General features: G+C 55.6%; 19 protein-coding genes. 5 read left to right on the top strand and 14 right to left on the bottom strand.

Annotated features, from left to right (window positions below; translation table 11 throughout):
* Positions 1 to 8 precede the first annotated feature (8 nt).
* From QLQ17_RS12705 to QLQ17_RS12715, 3 genes are all read left to right on the top strand, one after another.
* Positions 9 to 2,177 carry an EAL domain-containing response regulator gene (locus QLQ17_RS12705; protein WP_283209947.1) on the top strand — a complete coding sequence of 723 codons (2,169 nt, stop codon included), beginning with the start codon at positions 9 to 11 and terminating at the stop codon, positions 2,175 to 2,177.
* Between the two features lie 293 nt (positions 2,178 to 2,470).
* Positions 2,471 to 3,124, top strand: a complete 654-nt coding sequence (locus tag QLQ17_RS12710) for a class I SAM-dependent methyltransferase (protein ID WP_349306800.1) — start codon at positions 2,471 to 2,473, stop codon at positions 3,122 to 3,124.
* Between the two features lie 50 nt (positions 3,125 to 3,174).
* Positions 3,175 to 4,182 carry a DUF2156 domain-containing protein gene (locus QLQ17_RS12715; RefSeq protein WP_283209949.1) on the top strand — a complete coding sequence of 336 codons (1,008 nt, stop codon included), beginning with the start codon at positions 3,175 to 3,177 and terminating at the stop codon, positions 4,180 to 4,182.
* Here the strand turns inward: QLQ17_RS12715 and murI are convergent.
* Positions 4,160 to 5,005 carry a glutamate racemase gene (gene murI, locus QLQ17_RS12720; RefSeq protein WP_283209950.1) on the bottom strand — a complete coding sequence of 282 codons (846 nt, stop codon included), beginning with the start codon at positions 5,003 to 5,005 and terminating at the stop codon, positions 4,160 to 4,162. The genes QLQ17_RS12715 and murI overlap by 23 nt on opposite strands.
* Positions 5,002 to 5,820: an NAD(+) diphosphatase gene (gene nudC, locus QLQ17_RS12725; protein ID WP_283209951.1), complete on the bottom strand. Its 819-nt coding sequence runs from the start codon at positions 5,818 to 5,820 to the stop codon at positions 5,002 to 5,004. Before nudC ends, murI begins: the two co-directional genes overlap by 4 nt.
* A gap of 159 nt (positions 5,821 to 5,979) precedes the next feature.
* Here nudC and plsB point away from each other — a divergent pair, with 159 nt between their 5' ends.
* The gene (plsB, locus tag QLQ17_RS12730) at positions 5,980 to 8,448 is read left to right on the top strand and encodes a glycerol-3-phosphate 1-O-acyltransferase PlsB (RefSeq protein WP_283209952.1); all 2,469 of its coding nucleotides are present in this window, start codon (positions 5,980 to 5,982) and stop codon (positions 8,446 to 8,448) included.
* Positions 8,449 to 8,453: 5 nt separating this feature from the next.
* Here plsB and QLQ17_RS12735 read toward each other — a convergent pair whose 3' ends face one another.
* From QLQ17_RS12735 to ppc, 7 genes are all read right to left on the bottom strand, one after another.
* Complete coding sequence (locus QLQ17_RS12735) at positions 8,454 to 9,266, bottom strand: class I SAM-dependent methyltransferase (RefSeq protein WP_283209953.1); 813 nt, start codon at positions 9,264 to 9,266, stop codon at positions 8,454 to 8,456.
* The gene (locus QLQ17_RS12740; RefSeq protein WP_283210166.1) at positions 9,266 to 9,628 is read right to left on the bottom strand and encodes a UDP pyrophosphate phosphatase; all 363 of its coding nucleotides are present in this window, start codon (positions 9,626 to 9,628) and stop codon (positions 9,266 to 9,268) included. The genes QLQ17_RS12735 and QLQ17_RS12740 overlap by 1 nt, the downstream gene beginning before the upstream one ends.
* 71 nt (positions 9,629 to 9,699) lie before the next feature.
* A complete protein-coding gene (locus tag QLQ17_RS12745) occupies positions 9,700 to 10,497 on the bottom strand; it encodes an undecaprenyl-diphosphate phosphatase (protein WP_283209954.1) in 798 nt (265 codons plus the stop codon).
* Between the two features lie 39 nt (positions 10,498 to 10,536).
* A complete protein-coding gene (tsaB, locus tag QLQ17_RS12750) occupies positions 10,537 to 11,232 on the bottom strand; it encodes a tRNA (adenosine(37)-N6)-threonylcarbamoyltransferase complex dimerization subunit type 1 TsaB (RefSeq protein ID WP_283209955.1) in 696 nt (231 codons plus the stop codon).
* A gap of 4 nt (positions 11,233 to 11,236) precedes the next feature.
* The gene (adk, locus tag QLQ17_RS12755) at positions 11,237 to 11,890 is read right to left on the bottom strand and encodes an adenylate kinase (RefSeq protein ID WP_283209956.1); all 654 of its coding nucleotides are present in this window, start codon (positions 11,888 to 11,890) and stop codon (positions 11,237 to 11,239) included.
* A 201-nt stretch (positions 11,891 to 12,091) separates the two neighbouring features.
* A complete protein-coding gene (locus tag QLQ17_RS12760) occupies positions 12,092 to 13,462 on the bottom strand; it encodes an HDOD domain-containing protein (RefSeq protein ID WP_283209957.1) in 1,371 nt (456 codons plus the stop codon).
* Positions 13,463 to 13,504: 42 nt separating this feature from the next.
* Positions 13,505 to 16,150, bottom strand: coding sequence for a phosphoenolpyruvate carboxylase (gene ppc, locus QLQ17_RS12765; RefSeq protein ID WP_283209958.1), 2,646 nt, complete (start codon positions 16,148 to 16,150; stop codon positions 13,505 to 13,507).
* Positions 16,151 to 16,233: 83 nt separating this feature from the next.
* Between ppc and QLQ17_RS12770 the strand changes: the two genes are divergently transcribed.
* On the top strand, positions 16,234 to 16,467 hold the full coding sequence (locus QLQ17_RS12770; protein WP_283209959.1) for a hypothetical protein: 234 nt from the start codon (positions 16,234 to 16,236) through the stop codon (positions 16,465 to 16,467).
* A gap of 89 nt (positions 16,468 to 16,556) precedes the next feature.
* Here the strand turns inward: QLQ17_RS12770 and QLQ17_RS12775 are convergent, their stop codons facing one another.
* The 5 genes from QLQ17_RS12775 to cysM form a co-directional block, all read right to left on the bottom strand.
* Positions 16,557 to 16,901, bottom strand: a complete 345-nt coding sequence (locus tag QLQ17_RS12775) for a pilin assembly protein (protein ID WP_283209960.1) — start codon at positions 16,899 to 16,901, stop codon at positions 16,557 to 16,559.
* Between the two features lie 127 nt (positions 16,902 to 17,028).
* Positions 17,029 to 17,877 carry a nucleoside triphosphate pyrophosphohydrolase gene (gene mazG / locus QLQ17_RS12780; protein WP_283209961.1) on the bottom strand — a complete coding sequence of 283 codons (849 nt, stop codon included), beginning with the start codon at positions 17,875 to 17,877 and terminating at the stop codon, positions 17,029 to 17,031.
* Positions 17,874 to 20,111 (bottom strand): GTP diphosphokinase, encoded by a 2,238-nt coding sequence (gene relA, locus QLQ17_RS12785; RefSeq protein WP_283209962.1) that lies wholly within the window; start codon positions 20,109 to 20,111, stop codon positions 17,874 to 17,876. The genes mazG and relA overlap by 4 nt, the downstream gene beginning before the upstream one ends.
* 31 nt (positions 20,112 to 20,142) lie before the next feature.
* Entirely contained in the window at positions 20,143 to 21,480 is a 1,338-nt protein-coding gene (gene rlmD / locus QLQ17_RS12790) for a 23S rRNA (uracil(1939)-C(5))-methyltransferase RlmD (RefSeq protein ID WP_283209963.1), read from the bottom strand.
* A gap of 21 nt (positions 21,481 to 21,501) precedes the next feature.
* Entirely contained in the window at positions 21,502 to 22,395 is an 894-nt protein-coding gene (gene cysM / locus QLQ17_RS12795) for a cysteine synthase CysM (protein ID WP_283209964.1), read from the bottom strand.
* Positions 22,396 to 22,558 lie beyond the last annotated feature (163 nt).

The raw sequence follows: 22,558 nt of genomic DNA on the forward strand, positions 1-22,558 counted from the left end.
GAAATGACATGACTCCTGTGAGCACCCAAAAGACTCCTGGCGACGAACAGGCAGCGCGAATCCTGGTGGTTGATGACGACCCAAGACTGCTTGCTAGCCTTTCCGCCCTGCTTTCAGCGGAAGGTTATCATGTGACCGAAGCGGAAGGCGGCAAGGCGGGGCTCAGAACCATTGACGCTAATAACTTCGACCTCGCCATGCTGGATTTGCGAATGCCAGAGGTGGATGGCTTCGAGGTGATGGAAAAGCTGTCGATGGCACAGCCGGATTGTGGCGTCATCGTCGTCAGCGGTGAAAGCTCCTTTACCGCAGTCAGTCGTGCTTTACGCCGTGGCGCTCTTGACTACATCCGCAAGCCGTTCGATCCGGAAGAGCTGCTGGCAACTGTTGAGGGCGTTCTCAGCAAACGTTCGTTGATCAAAGCCCACGAGCGCGTAAGTCTGCGTCTGGAAAAATCCGAAGAGCTTCACCGCTACATCGTGAACAGCTCACCGGATATCGTGTTTATGCTGGATGACCAGGGTCGATTCTGCTTCGTAAACAGCAAAGTGGAAAGCCTTCTCGGCTATCAGCAATGCGAGCTCTTGGGACGCCATTTCCGCAACATACTCGACAACCGGGACCTGGCTCGGGGAACCTACGCCATGACCGGACCAAACATTTCCTCCCAAAATCCGCGAACACTGGAGGTCCGACTCAAGACTCGGGGCAGTCGCAAGGCAACACGCCATTTCGAAATCACGGCATTTCCGATTGAACCAGACACCTGGTTACAGGAAGGAGACATCGGCAGTCACCGCAACGACGCCCGCTATTACGGCACTGCCCGGGATGTCACTGAACGAAAAGAAGCGGAAGCCTTCATCAACTTCCAGGCTTACCACGATCTGCTGACGCGCCTGCCTAACCGCGCTCTGTTCAAGGATCGGCTTGATCTGGCCATTACCCACGCCCGCCGCAATGATCAGAAGTTGGCCGTGATGTTTCTAGATCTGGATCGATTCAAGGTTATCAATGACACTCTGGGACACGCCATGGGTGACAGGCTGCTGCAAGCCGTGACTCATCGCCTGGAAAAATGCCTGCGTAAGGGAGACACCCTGTCACGATTTGGCGGTGATGAATTTACCTTGTTACTGCCATCTATCACTAGTCATGAGGATGCCCGCCAGATCTCCAAGAAGCTGATCGAAGCGCTGCGAGAGCCCTTCCAGCTCGGCAGCCACGAGGTTTTTGTGGGCGTCAGCATTGGCATCGCGACCTACCCGGATGCCGGCGAGTCGATGGATCAACTGATTCAGAACGCGGATATCGCCATGTACCACGTAAAAGCGAAAGGCAAAGACGGTTACCGCTTCTTTTCGGAAACAATGAGTGTGGATACCGCTGATCGCCTGAATCTGGAGCGGGATCTTCGACTGGCCCTGGACAGAGACGAACTACGAGTCTATTACCAGCCACAGGTTTGCTCCACCACCAATCGGGTCGTGGGCCTTGAAGCACTGGTGCGATGGGAGCATCCGCAACAGGGCCTGCTCTATCCCAGGGATTTTTTACCGTTAGCGGAAGAGACCAAACTGATCGGCCGACTCAGCGAACGTGTTCTGGATATCGCCTGCAGAGACGTTGGCCACTGGATCAGGAACGGGCATAACAGCTTGCGCCTGGCGGTGAATCTGTCACCAGTGCAGGTAGAGCACCCCAGGTTCGTTATGACGCTCATGGAGCAACTCAAACAACACAATTTTCCGCCTGGCAACCTGGAAATTGAAATTACCGAAAATGTGATCATGACGGATCTGGAACACATCAGCCAAAAGCTTCGGGAACTGGCTGATCTTAACGTTCGTATCGCCATTGACGATTTCGGCACTGGCTACTCATCCCTCAACTACATTCATCGTCTGCCCATCCATACACTCAAGGTCGACCAATCTTTCGTTCGGGGCATCCGCAGTGGGGAAGACGAAGCATGTATCGTGAATGCGATTGTTGCCATGGCCCATGGTCTGCGACTGGAAATCGTCGCCGAAGGTGTCGAAACCTACGAGCAGTTGGCCTACCTGAAGAAACTCGGCTGTCACCAGGTACAAGGGTTCTTCTATGGCCCGGCTCGCCCCAAAGAAGTCATTGAACAAGTGCTTGGCCAACCGTTTGCTCAAGCGGCCTCTTTCTGATCAGAAACGCTGCTACTCCCTTCTGGAAAGCCCACTGAACTGCCTTTCGGCCGGTTCTGTTTTTCGATAATCCATTGTCGGACAACCCGATTTAAAATGTTGATCTGGTTTGCAAAGTATTGCAAAGCGTAACTTTGTGTATCCGGAAATGCGCAGTACTGCACATAATTGGACCTGCCACTTCTCTAAGCTCGAATTCATCAAGCGCTTTCATCTTTTCCACCATCAAGGTGGCTCCAAAAACGACAATAACGATGAAAGTTCCGAATCGATCTGAACAGGCAGAAGTCACCATGCGCGATAAGTACAAATACATCGGACCGGTCTACGATTTTCTGAGCAATCTCTACAGCGGCAAGAACATCCATCGCTGCAAAACAGCCATGTTAGATGTGGAAACCGTCAAGCCGGGCGACCGCATTCTGTTTGCCGGTGTTGGCCATGGCCGGGACGCCATTCGCGCTGCAGAACTCGGCGCCGATGTGACCGTAGTAGACCTGTCAGAAACCATGCTGAGGAAGTTTGGCGACGCACAGCAGAAAGAAGCGCCCCACCTGAACATCCGCCGCATCCATAACGACATCATGAAAGTCGAGGACTATGACCAGTACGACATGGTCGTAGCGAACTTTTTCCTCAATGTGTTCGATGAAGACATGATGGTGCGTGTTCTGGAGCATCTGATCCGGCTGGGCAAATCAGACGCCAGCATTGTCGTCGGCGATTTCTGCTATCCAACGGGCAACATCGTCGCCCGCATGTTCAAGAAACTGTACTGGTATATGGCGGTGTTCATATTCTGGCTAGTGGCCAACAACGCCTTCCACAAAATATACAACTACCCCGAGCACATGCAGCGCCTGGGCCTGCATGTTACCGAGAAGAAGCATTTCAAGCTTCTTAACATGAATTGCTACTGGTCCATTCTCGGCCAGAAGCAAGCTTGAAAAAAGCGGGATGACGTGGGCGTCAAAACAATAACAGGGGAGAAAGCACAATGACGGATCAGATTTTATCGCTAGACGGAATACGGTCGATTGATGCCGGAGCCTTTACTCACACCGAGCGGGTGGGGTATCTGAAAAAACACGGCGTGCACTCCCAGTCTTTCTCCACACTTCAGCCCAACATGTCCTATTTCGACCTGCCTGGCGTTGGCTACATTGCCTACATGCGCAAGTGGGGCGGCGTATTTGTCTTGTCTGATCCTGTCGCAGCACCGGAGCACTTTGAATTAATCCTGGAAAAGTTCCATCAGCGCTTTCCAAGCGCCTGCTATATTCAGGTTTCCAAGCCGGTCGTGGACTTCATGTATCGTCGCTTTGGCCTTTACGGCACCCAGTTTGGCAGTGAGTCCCGCATCAACCTGAAAAACTGGTCCCTGTCCGGCAAAAAAAAGCAGATCCTCAGAACCGCTCTGAACCAGGCGGAGAAAAAAGGCATTACCGTGAAAGAGCGGTTCAGTGACGACCATACCCGCGAAATCTCTGACGCCTGGATTCGCACCCGCAAGTGTAAAAGCAAAGAGATTCGATTCCTGATTCGCCCGATGGAGATGGAATACCGTGAAAACGAGCGTCATTTTTACGCCTATCAGGACGGCAAAGCAGTCGGTTTTATCTATTTCGACCCGATCTACCGCAACAACGAGATCATCAGCTACGTACCGAACATCTCACGGGCCAATGCGGATTTCCGCCAGGGTATTTTCTACACGCTGATGGCCTACGCCATGGACGTGTTCCGCGAAGAAGGCGTGCCTTATCTGGACCTGGGGCTGATCCCCATGTCCCTGCACGACGAAACTGAACACCAGGAAAGCCGGCTGCTCAAGCGAATCATGCATGGTGTCTATGAGAAGGGAAATTTCCTGTACAACTTCAAAGGCCTTGAGTTCACCAAATCGCGTTTCCGTGGCGAGGTTTTCAAGACCTATTGCTGCCACCGCCGATCGATTCCTGCGCTGGAATTCCTGGCCATGTTTAAGCTGACTCGGCTGATCTGACCCCGCCCTTTGCTGGCCAGTGTCCCAAACACTGGTCGGCTGACAGGTTCAGACTGGCCAGAAAGCCGTCTACCCCTTCAGGTAATGCCCCGGTAAAGAGAGCACCTTCCATAGGTCGCCCCGGCAAAGGACGTTTCAGGGCTGACCCTTCCGCTCCGGCCTGCTCAAGCAACCACTCAACTCGCCTGGCAATGGCTTCTCCAGAATCCACCCAATGAATAACCTCTGGCAGCAGCTTCTGGAGCAGCGGCTTGATTAATGGATAATGCGTACAGCCCAGCACGACGGTATCCACACCGGCATCGCGAAATGGCTGCAAGGCCCGGCTTAACGCCTGTTCGGGCAACTGCTCACCCGCCAGCTGCCCTTCAACCCATCTCACCAGCTCAGGATGGCCAATCCGCTCAATCGAGCAGTCACTGGCAAACGACTCGACCAGATCGGTCAGGTAAGGCCTTTTGATCGTTGCCGGAGTGGCCAGCAACCCAATGCGCCGATTCCGGGACAGGGACGCTGCTGGCTTGATGGCCGGTACAACGCCGATGACTGGCGTATCCGTCATGGATCGGAGTTCAGGAAGAACCACCGTACTGGCGGTATTACAGGCCACGACGACCACGTCGCAGGGAAAAGCACTCAGCGCCTCGGCAATCAGCGCTTTGCTTCGCTCAATGACCACAGCTTCGGTCTGAGCGCCGTAGGGAAACCTGGCGCTGTCTGCCAGGTACATCAACCTGACGCCGGGCAATGCCTGACGAATGCACGCCGCAATGCTCAGGCCGCCGATGCCCGAGTCAAAGACGAGTATTCTGGGCTGACTCAATTGGAAGCCTCCGACGCCCGAATAGTCTCCTCCATAGAGCGAATCAAGCGCCCTGAAATGGTTGTCAACGGTGGAACTGGCGGCAAGGCGCCTGGCTCGTACCAGTCTGCTTCGGCGATTTCATCTTCTTGAAGAACCAGCTCACCGCCGGCGTAATCGGCAAAAAAACCAAGCATTAGCTGATGTGGAAACGGCCAGGGCTGCGAAGTCTGGTAACGAATGTTGGTGACATCGAGGCCCGTTTCCTCTTTAGCTTCTCTGGCGACGGCGGCTTCAATGCTCTCGCCTGGCTCGACAAACCCTGCGATCAGACTGAAAAAATACAACTTGGTTCGCGACGACCTAGCCAACAGGAGCCGATTTTCCCGACGAATCACCACGATAATGCAAGGGGCCAACCTCGGGTACCAGGGCGTCTGACAAGCATCGCACCAACGCGCCCTCTCCCGTGGATGGCGATCGGTTTCCGACCCACAACGGCCACAGTACTGGTGATCATGCCACCAATGAAGAACCTGCGAACCGGTACTCAGTAATTCAGCGGGCGCCGCATCCATCAGCACCAATGCATCGCGCAGAGGAACTGTCTCATAGTTGCCGATGTCAGCATGACTCACATCCACGGCATATACCGGCTGCTGATGCCATTCACCGACGTACACCGGTCCGGGAACCCTTCTGGCAAGCGGTTCCAGTGCCGACCAGGCGTGCAGCCAGCCATCGGTGGGGCGGACAACCTGGCCATCGGCCATCGCCAGCACCCAATCCGAGTCTGCAGGTGTACTCTCTGTCCAACCGGGGCTCCACTGCGACATGATTTGCTTCCAGGGTGGTAGGGACGGATACAAACTAAAAAAGCCGTATTGCGAAAATGTATCACATCCCCCCGCCACAACTGAACGCGATCCCGGCTTTCAGCGTCTCGCGCAAGCGAGTAAACTAGCGCCTGATTTGGTGAACCGGAGCCACTGTGTATGCGATTTTTTCAGGGCCTTTACGGCCTGTTCCTGACTTTTCTGCGCAAGATCCTGTTTCTGTGGGTGCGCACGGACGTCAGCGGCAACGACACCGAGGCGCTGGGAATCGATCCCGACAAGCCGGTTTGCTACGTTCTACAATATGTCTCGCTGTCCAGCCGTCTGGTACTCGAGCAGGAAGTGCTAAGAGCAGGGTTACCAGGTGCGGAATCGTCATTGCCGGTCAAAAACGGCCCTAACCATTCCTTCTTTTTTCTGTATGGTCGTTCCGGTGGATTGATGCGTCGCCGCCGCAAGCCCGTGCAAACCAGCGAATTCAAAGACCTGGTCTACCATGGGCTGGAAAACCCTGATCAGGACGTTCAGATAGTTCCGGTCTCGCTGTTCTGGGGACGTTCGCCCGACAAAGAAAAATCCCTGGTCAAACTGATTCTGTCCGATAGCTGGTCAGTTGCGGGTCGATTGCAAAAGTTTCTGATTATTCTGCTTCACGGCCGCAGCACCTATGTTCAGTTCAATGCGCCGCTCTCCCTGCAACAGGTTGTGTCGGAGTACCGTCACAGCGAGGAGCGCGCTAACCGCAAGCTCGCCCGGATTCTTCGCACTCATTTTCGCCGGGTTCGACAGGCCGTACTTGGGCCAGACCTATCTCATCGACGCACTCTGGTCAGTGGCCTGGTGCGAACCCAGGCTGTAAAAGAAGCCATTCGGGAAACCGCCCTCAAAGACGACGCCAAACCCGAGAAGGTACGGGCGAAAGCCTACAAATACGCCGACGAAATTGCCGCCAGCATGTCCATCGTCACCATCCGCTTTCTGGAAGTGGTGCTGTCCTGGCTGTGGAACCGGATCTACAAAGGCATTGCCGTCAACAACGTGCAGGTTGTAAAGGAAGTAGCCCAGGACAACGCTGTGGTTTATGTGCCATGCCATCGCTCACATATCGATTACCTGCTGCTGTCCTACGTGCTTTACAAAAACGGCTTGATGCCGCCCCACATCGCTGCTGGAATCAACCTGAACATGCCGATTGTAGGGCCAATACTGCGCCGTGGTGGCGCCTTCTTCATGCGCCGCAGCTTCAAGGACAATCCGCTTTACGCCACTGTATTCAATGAATACATGCACGTGATGTTTTCCCGGGGTTATTCGGTGGAATACTTCGTGGAAGGCGGTCGAAGCCGCACAGGCCGCATGCTTCAGCCCAGGCCCGGTATGCTTTCAATGACCGTTCGCAGTTTCCTTCGCGACCATCGCAAACCCATTGTGTTTGTGCCGGTCTATTTCGGGTACGAGAAGGTCATGGAGGGGCGCTCCTACCTGGGCGAATTGCGAGGCAAGAAGAAAGAGAAAGAAAACATTTTCACTCTGGCGAAAACCGTTCGCAAGCTGAGCAACTCGTTCGGCAAAGTCGCCGTCAACTTTGGCGATGCCATTCCTCTGGCGGATGTACTGGACGAAGTGCGCCCGACCTGGCGTGAAGAGGCTTACGACGCTGAGTACCGGCCACAATGGCTTAACCGGGCGGTCAGCGACCTCGCTAACCGCGTGGCGTCCAATATCAATGCTGCAGTGGCGGTGAACCCCATTGGCCTGACCGCAACGGCACTGCTGGGCGCGGAACGGCTGGCAATGGATGAAGGCCAGTTAGTCCGCTTGATGAACCAATACGCCGATCTGCTGCGTTCGTTTCCCTACGCGGACACGGTGACTCTCCCGGATGGCGAGGGAAAGGACTGGGTCGAATACTGTGAAAACATGGGCCTGGTCTCCCGCCAGCCTCAGAAACTGGGCGACATTATCGCTCTGCAAGGTAGTAACGCCATCTTGATGACCTACTATCGCAATAACATCCAGCACCTGTTTGCCCTGCCCTCTCTCATTGCCAGCCTGTTCGAGAACAAACAGTCGCTGAGCAGAGAGAAAATCGTTTTTCTGGCAAGCGTGGCCTATCCGTACCTGAAATCAGAGCTGTTCCTGAAATACAGCACAGACGAGATCTCTAACGTGATCAATCAATGGGTGAACGTGCTGGTGGATAAAGGCCTGCTTTTGGAAGAATCAGGAAGCCACATCAGCCGGCCAGAGGAAGGAACGGATTCGATGCTGCGCCTTCGAGTACTGTCCCGCTTTATCATCCAGACTCTGGAGCGCTACCACATTGCCATCGGAGTACTGAGAAAATACGGATCTGGCAAGGTCACCGCCGAGGCACTGGAGGAACAATGCACTCTGCTGGCCGAACGCATGTCAATCCTGTTCGGGCTCAATGCGCCGGAGTTTTTCGACAAGGCTCTGTTCCGCAACTTTATCAATAGCCTGCAAAGCAATGGTGTCGTTAGCCAGGATCAGGACGGCCATCTATGCTACAGCGATGCTTTGGATGAAGTGGCAGAGGATGCCCGACTGGTCTTGAGCGTTGAGAAGCGCCAGGCTATTCAGCAAGTCACCATGCTGGGCGCCTGAGTGACCTAGTCTCCTGAGGGGAGCGCCTTGAGGGCGTAGACGTCATATCGGCTGCTCTTGCCTTCTATTTTTGTGGTTACTGCAGGCCCGGGTAAAGACTCAGCCTTTCGGGGTCGCTTGACCACGACCCGATATCGAGCAGCGCTCAAAGCCGCCTCGAGCAAACCCGCTGAATCAGCGTCATCGCCGACCACCTGTCGAAATACCTGCATTTCTTTCTTCACCAGAGCGGATTTATCCCGGTGGGGAAACATGGGATCCAGGTACACCACATCCACTGACCCCGGCTCACAACCAGCGAGCCATTCACGGCTATCACCCGATTCCAGAGTCATATTCTGCAGAATGTCAGCGCACGCGGCGTTTAGGGACGCCCGGGCAAGACCATCTGAAAGCAGCGCATGAACAATCGGTGATCGTTCGAACATCCGCACCCGGCAACCCAGAGAAGCAAGCACGAATGCGTCCTGCCCGAGGCCTGCGGTGGCGTCCACGACATCAATGGATTCTCGCGTCTTCTGCAGCCCAACAGCTTTGGCAATCAACTGCCCGGTGCCGCCCCCATGCTCTCGCCGATAGCCGGCTTTACCGCTTACGAATTCTGCCCGAACAGGCCCCGGCGCTCCCTTTCCTGTCAGCTGTAGGCAGAGGCCTTGATCATCGGAAAACAGCAACGTGGAAAAGTCTCTGATTTGTTTCGGTTTGACTATACCGAGGAAAGGAATCGAAAGAAGTTCTGCCAGGGCTTGTGCCTGAACAGAGTCACCCAGCGGGCTATGGGCAGTTGCCAGACCGGGAAAATCGGAAGTTGAAACCATTAAACGCGGATATCGATGCCAGTAAGCACGCCCTCAGGCGCTTCGCCATCGGAAGCGACATCGGCGAAGGTAGATAGCGCACGGGAAGTGCTCAGTGGAACGTCGTCTGCGCGAAAACGTTCAAGTCGGGAGTCTTCAGCTGCTCTGCGGGCCTCAATTCGACGTTCGGTGGCATCGGGGGAAGTCTGCGTTCGAGCTTCAACGTTAGGCGACGCGCCCTGCGTCAGATCGCGACGCACCTGGCCGCGGTTATCTTCCGCCGTCGAGGCCGGCGCTCTGGCACCATCACTACGTTCACGAACCGGCGCATTGTTGCCCGATTGATACGCAATACTGTTGTTTGGATTGACTCCGCCAATCATGGCAGCCACACCACATAGTCACCGCTGGACTCTTGATTATGGAAGATCTCAGCGGGATTTGAAAGTCGTGCCTAAAGGAGCATAACAAACAGCAAGGCGCCCAGAACCAGACGATAGATAACGAATGGCATCAGGCCAAGGCGTTCCAGAAAGGTAAGGAACAGGTGGATACATACCAGGGCGCTGACAAACGAGAGCCCCGTGCCGATGGCAATGGCTGCCCAGTCCGTGGCGCCGCCCTGCTGCACCAGTTCCAGGGTTTTCAGCAAGCCGGCAGCGAGAATCAGAGGGATCGATAGCAGAAAGGAAAATCGCGCAGCGGATTCCCGGCTGAAGCCCAGAAAAAGAGCCGCCGTGATCGTAATGCCAGACCGGGAAGTTCCGGGAATCAATGCCAACGCCTGAGCCACACCGATGACCAGAGCATCCTTCATGGACAGGGCTGCAAGGGATCTTTCCCGACGTCCAACCGCGTCGGACCACCAGAGAACCAGGCCAAACCCAACGGTGGACGTGGCGATAACCAGGCCCGACCGAAGGGTGGTTTCGATCACATCATTCAGAAGAATGCCAGCAAGACCCGCGGGAATCGTGCCAGCAATCACCGCCCAGGCCAGACCGCTTTGCGGACCTATTCTTCGTTGCACCGTGTCCACTACCCAGGCCCCTGATAATTGCACGACCGTCTGGCGGAAATACCAGACAACCGCGGTCAGCGTGCCCACATGAACTGCCACGTCGAAGGCAAGCCCCTGATCAGGCCAGCCAAGCACCTGAGACGGAAGAATAAGATGGGCCGAGCTGCTGATGGGCAAAAATTCCGTCAAGCCCTGAATCACTGCCAGCACAATGATTTGCCATAAATCCATGGACGTCAGATCCAGTCAGTAGGTTAATAGGTGGGGGGGTCAGCGGCCGGGCAGTTTTTTCCAGGCGACTTCGTCACGAATATAGACGGGCTGTGCCTGAGCTGCGGGCACACCACCCGTCTGTCTGAACACATCCACTGCCAACTGAGCGACCCGATCAGCGCCTGGAAAAAGCTCCGGATCAGCAGCCTTCATGGCAGAAACAACCTGTTCCGGGAAATCGGCTTGCAACGTCCAGCCGTTACCTGCACCAAACCAGTTTCGTTGGGTATCGGGGAGCTCAAGCTGAGCAGGAGGACAGACGATTTCAGAGGTCAGTGCAACCGGTTTTTGGCCCTGGGTTTCATAACAGGCCCAATACACCTCGCCCATCCGGGCGTCAAAAGCAACAGCAACACCATCGCCGTCCTGCATTCCAAAGCGCTCAATGGCTTCCAACGCGACAGCCTGGAGCGAAGAAATCGGAACCACCGGACGTTCCAGCCCATACGCCAGGCCCTGAACCACGCCAGTAGCAATTCGCAGCCCGGTAAACGAACCTGGCCCACAGGCGAACGCCAAGGCATCGAGATCCGACGGCATTAGGCCAGACTGATTCAGCAACTCGCGGATCATGGGCATCAGTAGGCGGGTATGGCCTCGCGGTGCGGTTTCCGCTCGCGAGGTCATCTGATCGTCATGAATCAACGCGGCTGAGCACCCTTGCGACGAGGTGTCGAGAGCGAGCAGCTTCACGGTGTTACTTCAATTTGGTCAGGATCTGGTCGCGAATATCGTCCAGGCTCCCAACGCCTTCTACTCGGACGTATTTCGGGGCGCTAGCGGCATCTTTCTCGGCCCATTCCTGATAGTAATCAACCAGCGGCGCAGTTTGCTCATGGTAGATCTTCAGGCGTTTGCGCACTGTTTCCTCCTTGTCATCTTCGCGCTGCATCAACGGCTCACCGGTTTCGTCGTCCTTGCCCTCAACCTTGGGCGGATCATATTTCACATGGTAGATGCGACCGCTGCCCTCGTGAACGCGGCGACCCGACAACCGGCTGACAATTTCCTCATCATCCACGGCGATTTCCACCACATAATCGATGACAATGCCCTGGTCCTTCAGTGCTTCAGCCTGAGGGATAGTGCGGGGAAAACCATCAAGCAAAAACCCATTGGCACAATCAGGCTGCTGAACGCGCTCTTCAATCAGAGCAATAATGATGTCATCAGACACCAGACCACCAGTAGCCATCACTTCTTTGACCTGCTTGCCAAGTTCAGACTCGGCTTTTACCGCGGCCCTCAGCATATCACCGGTGGAAATCTGGGGAATGTCAAAGCGCTCGGTAATGAACTGGGCCTGGGTTCCCTTGCCAGCGCCTGGCGCGCCTAACATGATGATTCTCATAGGTATTGCTCCCGTTATAGTCTTTATCGTCTGAAAAGCTGTGGCAAAACCCTCGGGCTTTGCGACAGCTTCTCGCCCCCAAACCACAGGCGGACTGGCCGAGAAAGCCACGCATTATACGAATTCGCACCTGCCAGAGAAAGTGGACCTCCGTAGCATTCGGGCAACGCTTGAGTCGGATGTCCAAACGCAACAAAGGCGTCAGGATGACAGGGAACGTGCCAGCGCGTCCAGATCTGCGGAAACCTGCTCAACCTCTTCCCGTAAGTTGTCCAGATCCTGAGGGGAAAGGCTCAGGCCCTCAGAGAGGCTGTCCAGATCGTCCGGATTAAATTCGTCGCCAATCTGGCGCTCTTTCAGCAACGCGTTGGCCAACTGCACCATCAGTACATAGTGCTCGTGGTCACCGTGATAGTCAGAATGCTGATGCATACCGGCCGACTTGACCACCGCGTCTGGCAATTCCCATAACCGGTGCAGAATGCCGCCAATTGCGCCATGACCGACGGCAAGCAGTTGCTCCTGGTCGCCGGAACCAAATACCTGCTGTTCAAGGGATTGCATGCTGGCCTCCGGGTTGGACTCCCTGAGTACATTCAACTCGTCGAATTCTTCAGGAAACAGGTGGCCGATCAATAACAGTCCGAAGTTGTGCAGAAGCCCACACAAATACGCCAATCCGCCGTCTTTATTGCAACGGCCGGCCAGACGCTGGCACAGGAACGCACAATACAGTGAGTGGCGCCAGAATTCGTCCATCCCCAACATCCCCTTGCGAGGGATCTCGAAGGCCCTCACGGAGGCAATACCAAGGGCAATGTGAGCCACACGATCGAACCCGAGCACCCGCGTCACCGCTTCCTGCACCGAATTGATTTCGCCCTGATAGTTAAACAGTGCAGAGCCCGCATAGCGCATTATCTGGGCCGTCATGCTGGGATCAAATTCGATCAGGTCTGCCAGCTCTTTCGCAGACGCGTCCGGATTGGTCGTCAGCTTGAGTATCCGTAATGCCAATGCCGGCATGGGCGGTAACCGATACAGCTTCTGTAATCGGTCAGCCACTTCCTCCAGGGTCAGCGCTTCGCGCTCTCCGTTGCTTTGCCCGCGAATAACAACATGGCCAGAACCAGCCTCCGCCAACGCCCTGTTCAGCGACGTGCGATCCAGCTCGATCATAAGATCGTCTGCGCCGCAAGCCATCACGGCCCGGGAATAGCTGTAAACGTCGTTGTCTACCAGAACTGGCACATCGAAAGGGGCGCCCACGGGCGGGATGAAACCGGGATCGCAATCCGGGAACAGCCGCGCCGCCTGGTGAGCCGTCAAAAATTGCAGTCTGCGGCCGGTCACACCATGCACCAGGTCCAGATCGATGCTGGTATTGAATCCGTGAACCACCATGAGCGGACCGTTGATATCGATCAACAGGCTGGCACGGAGAAAGTCCGCCTGCGGCCGACCGGATGTGGTTACCGCTGCCTCAAAGTTCTGCGCGGGCTCAATCGCCATTTCACGGAAAGCGATCCCTTTGCGACTTAAAAAACGCTCGAGTCTTGGTGCAATCGGCAAGGATGATCTCCCGTTCAGCCAGATTTATTGTTGTCTATTCCGTTAGCCGGTGTTTCTCATGCCGGCCGCTATGCCGGCCATGGTAACCTTGAGGGCGCGCTCTACCATCTCCGGCACCTGGCCTTTGTCCTCACTTTCACGATCGCGCTTTAGCAACTCTGCCTGAAGGTAGTGTAGCGGATCGGTGTAGGGATTACGTACCTGCATGGACTGGGCAAACACCGGCTCTTTTTCAAGCAGATGGGTCTGCTGCTTCAGTTCCAGCAGGTGCTCAATGCAACCGCCAAGCCGGGCCTTAAGATCCGCCCCCAGCTCAAGCAGGCGCGGATCGTCTGTCAGGGTCTTTTCATAATGGCTGGCTATTTGTAGGTCGGCCTTTGCCAGCACCATTTCCAGCATGTCGATGTAAGTTTTGAAAAAAGGCCATTCCCGCATCATGTCGCGAAGCACGGGTACGCGATCGTTTTCAAAAGCTTCTTTCAGCGCCACGTCGCTACCCAGCCAACTGGGCAGCATCATCCGCATCTGGGTCCAGGCAAAAATCCAGGGGATCGCCCTCAGGCTTTCCACCCCTCCTCCAGGCTTGCGGCGCGCAGGACGGCTGCCCAGCGCCAGTTTGCCAAGAGCCTGCTCGGGCGTTACCTGGCGAAAGTAGGGTACGAAATCGGGATTGTCACGAACCACCGAACGATAGGCTTTCAACGACCGCTCGGTCAGCCAGTCCATTGCCTCCCGCCATTCGGGGTCCGGCGCCCGCGGCGGCGCGAGGGTCGCTTCTATCACCGCCGTTGTGTAAAGAGTCAGACTCTGCACGGCGAGCCTGGGCAGGCCAAATTTGAAACGGATCATTTCGCCCTGTTCGGTAATCCTGAAACTGCCATTCACCGAACCAGGTGGCTGAGACAGAATTGCCCGGTTGGCAGGCCCACCGCCGCGGCCGACTGTGCCGCCACGGCCATGAAAAAGCGTGAGGTGAACATCAAACTGGCCGGCCACTTCGGTGAGCTTCTCCTGGGCCTGATATTGAGCCCAGGCGGCCATCATCTGCCCGGCATCTTTAGAGGAATCCGAGTAGCCGATCATGACTTCCTGTCGGCCGTTGCAGTACTCGCGATACCAGTCCACTTCAAAAAGGGCCGCCATGCTGTCCGGGGCGCCGCGGAGGTCGTCCAACGTCTCAAAGAGTGGCACAACCCGCATGGGATGTGTCATTCCAGCCTCACGCAGAAGAAGGATCACGCTTAGTACATCAGACGGTTTGCTGGCCATGGATATAACGTAGGAGCCAAGCGCTTCTGGAGTTTGCTGCGCCACCACTTCACAGGTTGCCAGGACCTCCCGCACCTCATCGGACGGTGCCCAATTCCTGGGGACCAGCGGGCGCCTGCCCCGGAGTTCCTTGACCAGAAACGCCTGGCGCTCCTCTTCTGTCCACGACAGGTAATCACCAAAGCCAAGGTACTCAACCATCTCGGCCACCGCACCTGCATGGCGCGTGGCCTCTTGACGAATATCCAGCCGAATCAGGGGCAAACCAAAGGTATGAGCCCGACGAAGGGTATCCAGCAATGGGCCGTTTGCAATGTTCTCCAGACCACAATCAATCAGAGAGCGGTAGCACAGCTCCAGCGGGTCGGTGAAGTCACTGTTTTCAAACAGAATGCCCTCTGAGTCAGCCGGCTTTCCGGCAATCCTGGCTTCTGCCCAGCTCCGGGTTCTGATCAGCTTTTCCCTGAGTTCGGCCAACACCTGGCGGTATGGCTCGCGAGCATCGCCGACCACTGCCCTCAACTCATCGTTCGCCTGCCACATGGAGAGCTCAGCGCGCAGAGACTGGATATCCCTGAGGTAAAGGTCTGCGGCCATCCACCGCCCCAGTAGAAACACTTCGCGAGTCACTTCATGGGTAACGTTGGGATTCCCGTCGCGGTCGCCCCCCATCCACGAGGCAATTCGAATGGGCGAAGCCTGCAGCGGCAACCCTTCACCCGTGGCGTCGGTCAGCGCAGTGTCCAGACTTCGAAGGAACTTGGGCAGCGCCGTCCAAAGGCTGTTCTCTATCACTGCAAAGCCCCACTTGGCTTCATCAACGGCCGTGGGTCGCTCGTGGCGAATTTCATCGGTGTGCCATGCTTCGCTGACCAATTGGGCCAGACGATGGATGATCTCTTCGCGCTCAGAGTCCAGCAGATCATCATGGTCCAACTTGGCCAGGCAGTCCGACATCTCGTCGTACTTCATGATCAGTGTGCGGCGGGCCACTTCGGTAGGGTGAGCCGTCAGCACGTACTCGATGCGCAGGTCACAAACTTTTTCGTGCAGATCGTCGCTGCTGACTCCGCCACTGATCAGTCGTTGAAATACCTCACTGAGGGATTCCACCATCAGATCCGATTCGTGGCCTCGTTTGCGGCGGATACTGTGATACTGCTCGGCAAGATTGGCGAGATTCAGAAACTGGTTAAAGGCCCGGGTGACGGGAAGAAGCTCGTCATCGCTCAGTTTACCCAGCAGGTTGACCAGCCGCTGGCCGGACCCGCTTTCCTGCCGACGGTCTGCTTTGGCGGCCGCACGCACTTGTTCAATAAGTTCGTAACAGTCCTGACCCGGATGATGCTGGATGCTCTGGCCAAGAAGCTCCCCCAGCATTCGAACATTTTCTCTCAGATCGGGATGCAGCTCAGTCACAATAGCGTCCTTTTAAATTGACGTAAGCGAAGTAAACTAAGGATACTAATAACGATTAACGCCTTTGGCCGCAAGGAGTATTCATGAAAGTAACCGATCTGCCCAAACACTGGGAAGGCACAAAAGAAACGGTTGAACGCAGTCACGATTATAATTTGAGACTGCCATTGGAAGACGCTGCCCGGATTGCCGCATTGGCGGAGCTCTACCCGGATCGGTCCGAGACCGATATTCTGAACGACATGATTGGGGCGGCGCTGGATGACCTGGTCAGGCTAAGCCCGCTGAAAGACAAGCTGGAAAATAAAGAAAAATAAGGCGAGGGGCTCTAGTTTCGGGGTGGCACACCACCCCGCAAGAAGTTGCAGCATGTCGCCTTTTCAGGCGAGAAATCGGCACTGTCGGGTCAGGCTACCGATTCAAGCTGGCGAGCTTTGAGCTCCTGAATGTGCTTTTGACTCAGGCTGATAAAGCGCGGTGTCATGCCGCTGTCTTCGTATATTTCAAAGCCATCTTCATCAAATGCGACTACCTTGGAGCCCTGAACGTACGGGAAACTGGTTTCCAGTTCGTCCAGCGCGGCTGATATCAGGTCACGCATCAGATCCTGGGTAGACTTCATTGGATAGAGCGCAGCCAGCTTTTCAAGCCGCTTGCGATGCTGGTCAGACAGATTGGCATAGTATGCATCGCGGGTCAGACGTCCGCGCGCATGCTTGTCCCAGTAATTGACCAGATCTTTAATTTTCATGTTGCCGTCACTCCTGCTTCTTCTTGGTCGCCGATTGGCGCACTACGACAGTGCATCCAATACCCGAAGTGTAGACGAAGCGGCCGTGTCGGGCGCTGGTATATTGGTAACGGATTGTACTTATCCGTTATGTTTTATCCGCTTTTTCGACTCCCTTCACCGCCTGCCAGACGGCATCCAGCGCCTTCAGAGATTCCTTCTCGAATTCACGACCCTCACGTTCCAGACGTTGCTCAATTGCTCGAAAACGCGTTTCAAACTTATGATTCGTACCGTTGAGCGCCTGTTCCGGATTCACCTTCATGAAGCGTGCCAGATTCACGCAGACAAACAAAAGATCTCCCAGTTCGTCTTCGACTGCATCCGCTGGCCCCGTTCGGGAAGCCGCGTTATACCAGGCTTCCTTGAGCTCATCGATTTCTTCATGAAGTTTGTCGAACACCGGTTCGATGTCCGGCCAGTCGAAACCATGAGTGGCCGCCCTGCGCTGAAGTTTCTCAGCACGCACCATCGCGGGGAGCGTTCGGGCCACGCCACTCAAGCGACTGGCGTCCGATTCAGGTTCAGGCTTCAGCGCCCGCTCTTCGGCCTTGATGCGCTCCCAACTGGCCTTGATCCAGGCCTCGTCTGGCCGATTATCCGGATCAATACGGCTATCGAGAGTGCCGTCTGGAAACACATGGGGGTGCCGGCGGATGAGCTTCCTGACCAGGTTGTCCACGACAGAATCGAAATCGAAATGATCCTGCTCTCCGCCCATCTGACTGTAGAAGATGACCTGGAATAACAGGTCACCAAGCTCGTCCTCCAGATGGGGATAATCCTCACGATCAATGGCGTCCGCCACTTCGTAAGCTTCCTCCAGGGTATGAGGGACGATGGATCTGAAAGTCTGACGCGTATCCCACGGACAACCGGTTTCCGGGTCTCTCAATCGTGCCATCAACGTTTTCAGATCCTCGACGGTATAACTCATGAACGCCTCCGCCGTACATCAATGATATTGGGCAGGTTACGAATCTGTGCCAGCAACCGCGCAAGCTGCTCCAGGCTGGAAATCTCCAGCGTCACCGTCATGGTCGCCGTATTTTCGTCTTTGTTGGTAATGGTGTTCATGGCAAGCACGTCACTTTTGGACGACGACAACACCTGGGTGATGTCACGCAGCAGTCCAGAACGGTCGTAGGCTTCAATCTCGATATCTACCGGATACACCGCAACGGGCTGCCCTCCCCAACTCACTTCGATAATACGGTTGGGCTCAAATTCTTTGAGATTGAGAAAGGTGATGCAATCCTGTCGGTGCACAGTGACACCGCGCCCCACAGTGATATAGCCTCCGATGGGGTCACCCGGCAGCGGCTTACAGCATTTCGCCACCTGGGTTTTCAGCTTGCCAACACCCAGAATCTGAATATCAGACTCGGTGTCGTAGGGTTTCCGGGGCTTGGACGTCAGTTTCAGGTCCAACTGTTCCGACTTCGGCTCCAGCATTTGCTGAGCCACGTTGGCAACGTGGGTCGGCCGCAAATCACCAGCGCCAATGGCCGCAAACATGTCTTCAGCCGAAGGACAATTCACCTTACGGGCCAGCTCGTCCAGATCCAGATCGTAAAGTGACAATCGCTTGAAATCGTCTTCCAGAATGGCACGACCGTCGATGACATTCTGTTCCCGGTTCTGTTGTTTGAACCAGTGTGTCACCTTGGCACGGGCGCGGGAGGTCTGGATATAACCCAGGCTCGGGTTCAACCAATCCCGGCTGGGCGCCTGGTTGTTGGAGGTCAGAATGGAGATCTGATCGCCGGTTTTCAGCGGGTAAGTCAGAGGAACAATCCGATTGTTAACCTTGGCTCCCCGACAGGCATGCCCTATCTCCGTATGAACGCGATAGGCGAAGTCCACGGGCGTTGCCCCCTGAGGCAGATCCACTACGTGTCCCTCGGGGGTAAACACATAAACCCGATCCGAGCCCACATCTGACTTGAGATGATCTGCCAGGCCGGAAATGTCGCCCAATTCTTCCTGCCATTCCAGAACCTGGCGCAACCAGTTGATCTTGGCGTCGTAGCCGACCGAGCGATTTCCCTTGTCCATGCCCTTGTAGAGCCAGTGGGCGCATACACCGAGCTCCGCCTCCTCGTGCATGGCACGTGTGCGGATCTGCACCTCCATCACCTTACCTTCCGGGCCGATCACTGCGGTGTGCAGAGACTGGTACCCGTTCTCCTTCGGGTTGGCGATGTAGTCATCAAATTCGTTGGGAATATGACGCCACAGGGTATGAACGATGCCGAGTGCGGCGTAGCAGTCACGTACTTCTGGAACCAGAACCCTGACCGCACGTACATCGTAAACCTGAGAAAAATCAATACCCTTGCGCCGCATTTTCCGCCAGATGCTGTAGATGTGTTTGGCGCGTCCGGAAATATCAGCATTGATCCCCGAGGCACTCAGGGATTCCTGAAGCTCTGTGATCACCCGCTTGATGTAGCCTTCCCGGTCCAGGCGCTTTTCATCAAGGAGTTTGGCGATTTTTTTGTAGGCAGTACCGTGAAGATAACGGAAGGAAAGGTCTTCCAACTCCCACTTGATGTGGCCGATACCCAACCGGTGAGCCAGTGGCGCGTAGATATCGAACACTTCCCGGGCCACACGCATGCGCTTTTCTTCCGGCGCGTTTTTGACGGCCCGAATGGCCGAGGTACGCTCCGCCAGCTTGATGAGCGCGACGCGAACATCGTCGATCATGGTCACCAGCATTTTTCGGACGTTATCCAGCTGGCCTTCCGTTTGACCCAGCACGTTCCCTTTTAATGGGTGATGGATGGAGGAAATGGCGGCCATCTGGAGGACACCGGAGATCAATCCGGCAACTTCATCGCCGAATTCGTTACGGATCTCTTCCAGGGGTATCTGTTCTTCACGGACCGCACGATAAAGAATCGCCGCCACAAGGCTGGCCTGATCCAGATGCAGCTCCACCAGCACCTGGGCCATTTCAATACCGGTTCGGAAGCTGCTGGTTCCGGGCGCCCAGAGCCGGTCCTCACGGGCAGCTTTGAGATCAATGGCGGCAGCCACCTCGCACGCCCGACGGAACTGATCCGGGTTCTCCAGCCGGGTCTGCGACTCGATCTGGCGAACCCAGCGCTCGATATCAACTTTACCGTCCCCGGTTTCGGTGTACTCTTCTCGGACTTTTACCATAGTGTTCTTGTTCTAGCTGTTTGCGCTCGATTCAGCGGTCACGCTCGAAAAGCGCCATGGACTCCACGTGTGTCGTGTGAGGAAACATATCCATAACCCCTGCCCGTACAAGGCGGTAGCCATTGCGAACCATCACACCGGCATCCCTGGCCAGGGTTGCAGGGTTGCATGACACATAGACCACCCGCTTTGCACCAAATGCCGTCAGATACTCGCAGACTTCCTGGGCACCTGATCTTGGCGGATCAATCAGAATTTTGTCGAAGCCTTCCCCGGCCCAGGACTGGCTGGTGAAATCTGCGTGAAGGTCGGCACCATGGAACGCCACATTCGACAACTGATTCAGATCCGCATTTTCCCGGCCCCGGACCACCATCGACTCGTCACCTTCAACACCCACAACCTGGCCCGCTCTGGTCGCCAGGGGAAGGGTGAAATTGCCGAGCCCACAAAAAAGATCCAGCACCCGCTCACCTGGCTGCACGTCCAGCCAATCAATGGCTCGATGCACCATATTGCGATTCAATTCTGCATTGACCTGAGTGAAATCCATGGGGTGAAAAGACAGCGTGAGGCCGAACTCCTCCAACTGATATTTCAATCGCTCCGGCCCATCGCCCTCTGGCCAGATCCTGTGTACGGTATCCGGTCCTTTCGGTTGCAGGTAAATATGCAATTCATGGGCCTGCCCAAACTCAATCAGCGCTTGTCGATCCCCATCACTCAAATCGTCCATATTACGGAAGACCATCACCGCGACATCGTCCCCGCAGGCCACTTCCACCTGGGGAATACGCCGGTAAGCATCCAGACCGTACAGAAGCTCGCGAAGCGGCGTAATACGCTCTCCAATTCTTGGATCCAGAACGACACAGCGGTCAATATCGGTCAGAAAGCTGTTTCGCTTCTCACGAAACCCCACCAGTACAGAGTCACGGGCAGGCACATGCTTGACGCCAAGCCTCGCCTTGCGCCGGTAACCCAGGGGCTCAGAGCGCATTGGCGACACCCACTCTTCAGGCTCAATGCCCCCAAAATGGGCAAAGTGCTCTTTCAACGTCTGCTCTTTGAACCGAATCTGCGCATCGCCATCCATGTGCTGAAGACTGCAGCCACCGCACAGATCGGCAAAATCACAAGGTGGCGTCATGCGATCCTCGGCGGCCTCCAGAACCTCCAGGGTCCGCAGCTCATCAAATTTGCTGCGGGAGCCGATCATTTTGGCCATTACGGTTTCGCCCGGTAGAGCGCCGTCCACAAACTGGGTTTTACCGTTATCGCGCGCTATGCCGCGGCCATCATGACTGAGGGTTTCAATCGTGCAACGGACAGGCTCCTGTGGAAGCTGCTTCCTGCGTCGTCTACTCATTCATTGCTCTCTTGCGTGGAATCAGGCGCCCGGAAAAACGCCGGTGGACAGGTAACGGTCGCCGCGGTCACAAATGATGGCAACGATCACCGCGTTTTCGACCTGTTTTGACAGCTTCAGCGCCGCCGCGATGGAACCCCCGGATGAGACACCGCAGAAAATACCCTCTTTTTCCGCCAGAGCGCGCATGGTGACTTCAGCTTCTTCCTGGCCAACATCGAGGATTTCGTCCACCCGGGCCGCATCAAAAATTTTGGGCAGATAGGCCTCGGGCCAACGGCGTATACCCGGAATAGATGCACCATCTTTCGGCTGCAGACCAATAATGCGGATGTCGGGATTGCGCTCTTTCAGGTACTGGGAAACACCCATGATCGTTCCGGTGGTGCCCATGGAGCTGACAAAATGGGTGACTCTGCCGGCGGTCTGCTCCCAGATCTCAGGCCCAGTGGTGCGGTAATGAGCAAGCGGGTTGTCAGGGTTGGCAAATTGATCCAGCACCCTGCCTTTGCCCTCAGACTGCATCTGCAAGGCCAGATCACGCGCATGCTCCATACCCTCTTCTTTGGTGACGGATACGATTTCTGCGCCATACGCACGCATGGAAGCCCTGCGTTCTTCACTCAGGTTCTCCGGCATGATCAGAACCATCCGATAACCTTTGATCGCCGCCGCCATAGCCAGGGCAATACCGGTATTTCCGCTGGTGGCCTCAATCAATGTATCGCCGGGACTGATCTCACCCCGACGCTCGGCTTCCTGAATCATGCTCATCGCGGGGCGGTCTTTCACAGATCCTGCCGGGTTATTACCTTCCAGTTTCGCCAGGATCACGTTACTGGTGTCGCCCGGCAGCCTCTGCAGGCGAACCAGGGGCGTATGGCCCACATAGTCTTCGATGGTCGGAAACTGCATGCTGCTACCTTCTCTCAATCATCCGGTGCCGGTCTGCCGTCTTCGCATCCGCACTCTTAGCCTGTGATACACTTCGGCCTCGCATGATACGCGCAATGGCGGCGGTCGCCCAATACAGGTTCTCGCTATATCCATGACTTGGGGCTATAACAGCGAAAACCAA

This window comes from Marinobacter sp. CHS3-4 (assembly GCF_030053415.1).
In the GTDB taxonomy this organism is placed as follows: domain Bacteria; phylum Pseudomonadota; class Gammaproteobacteria; order Pseudomonadales; family Oleiphilaceae; genus Marinobacter.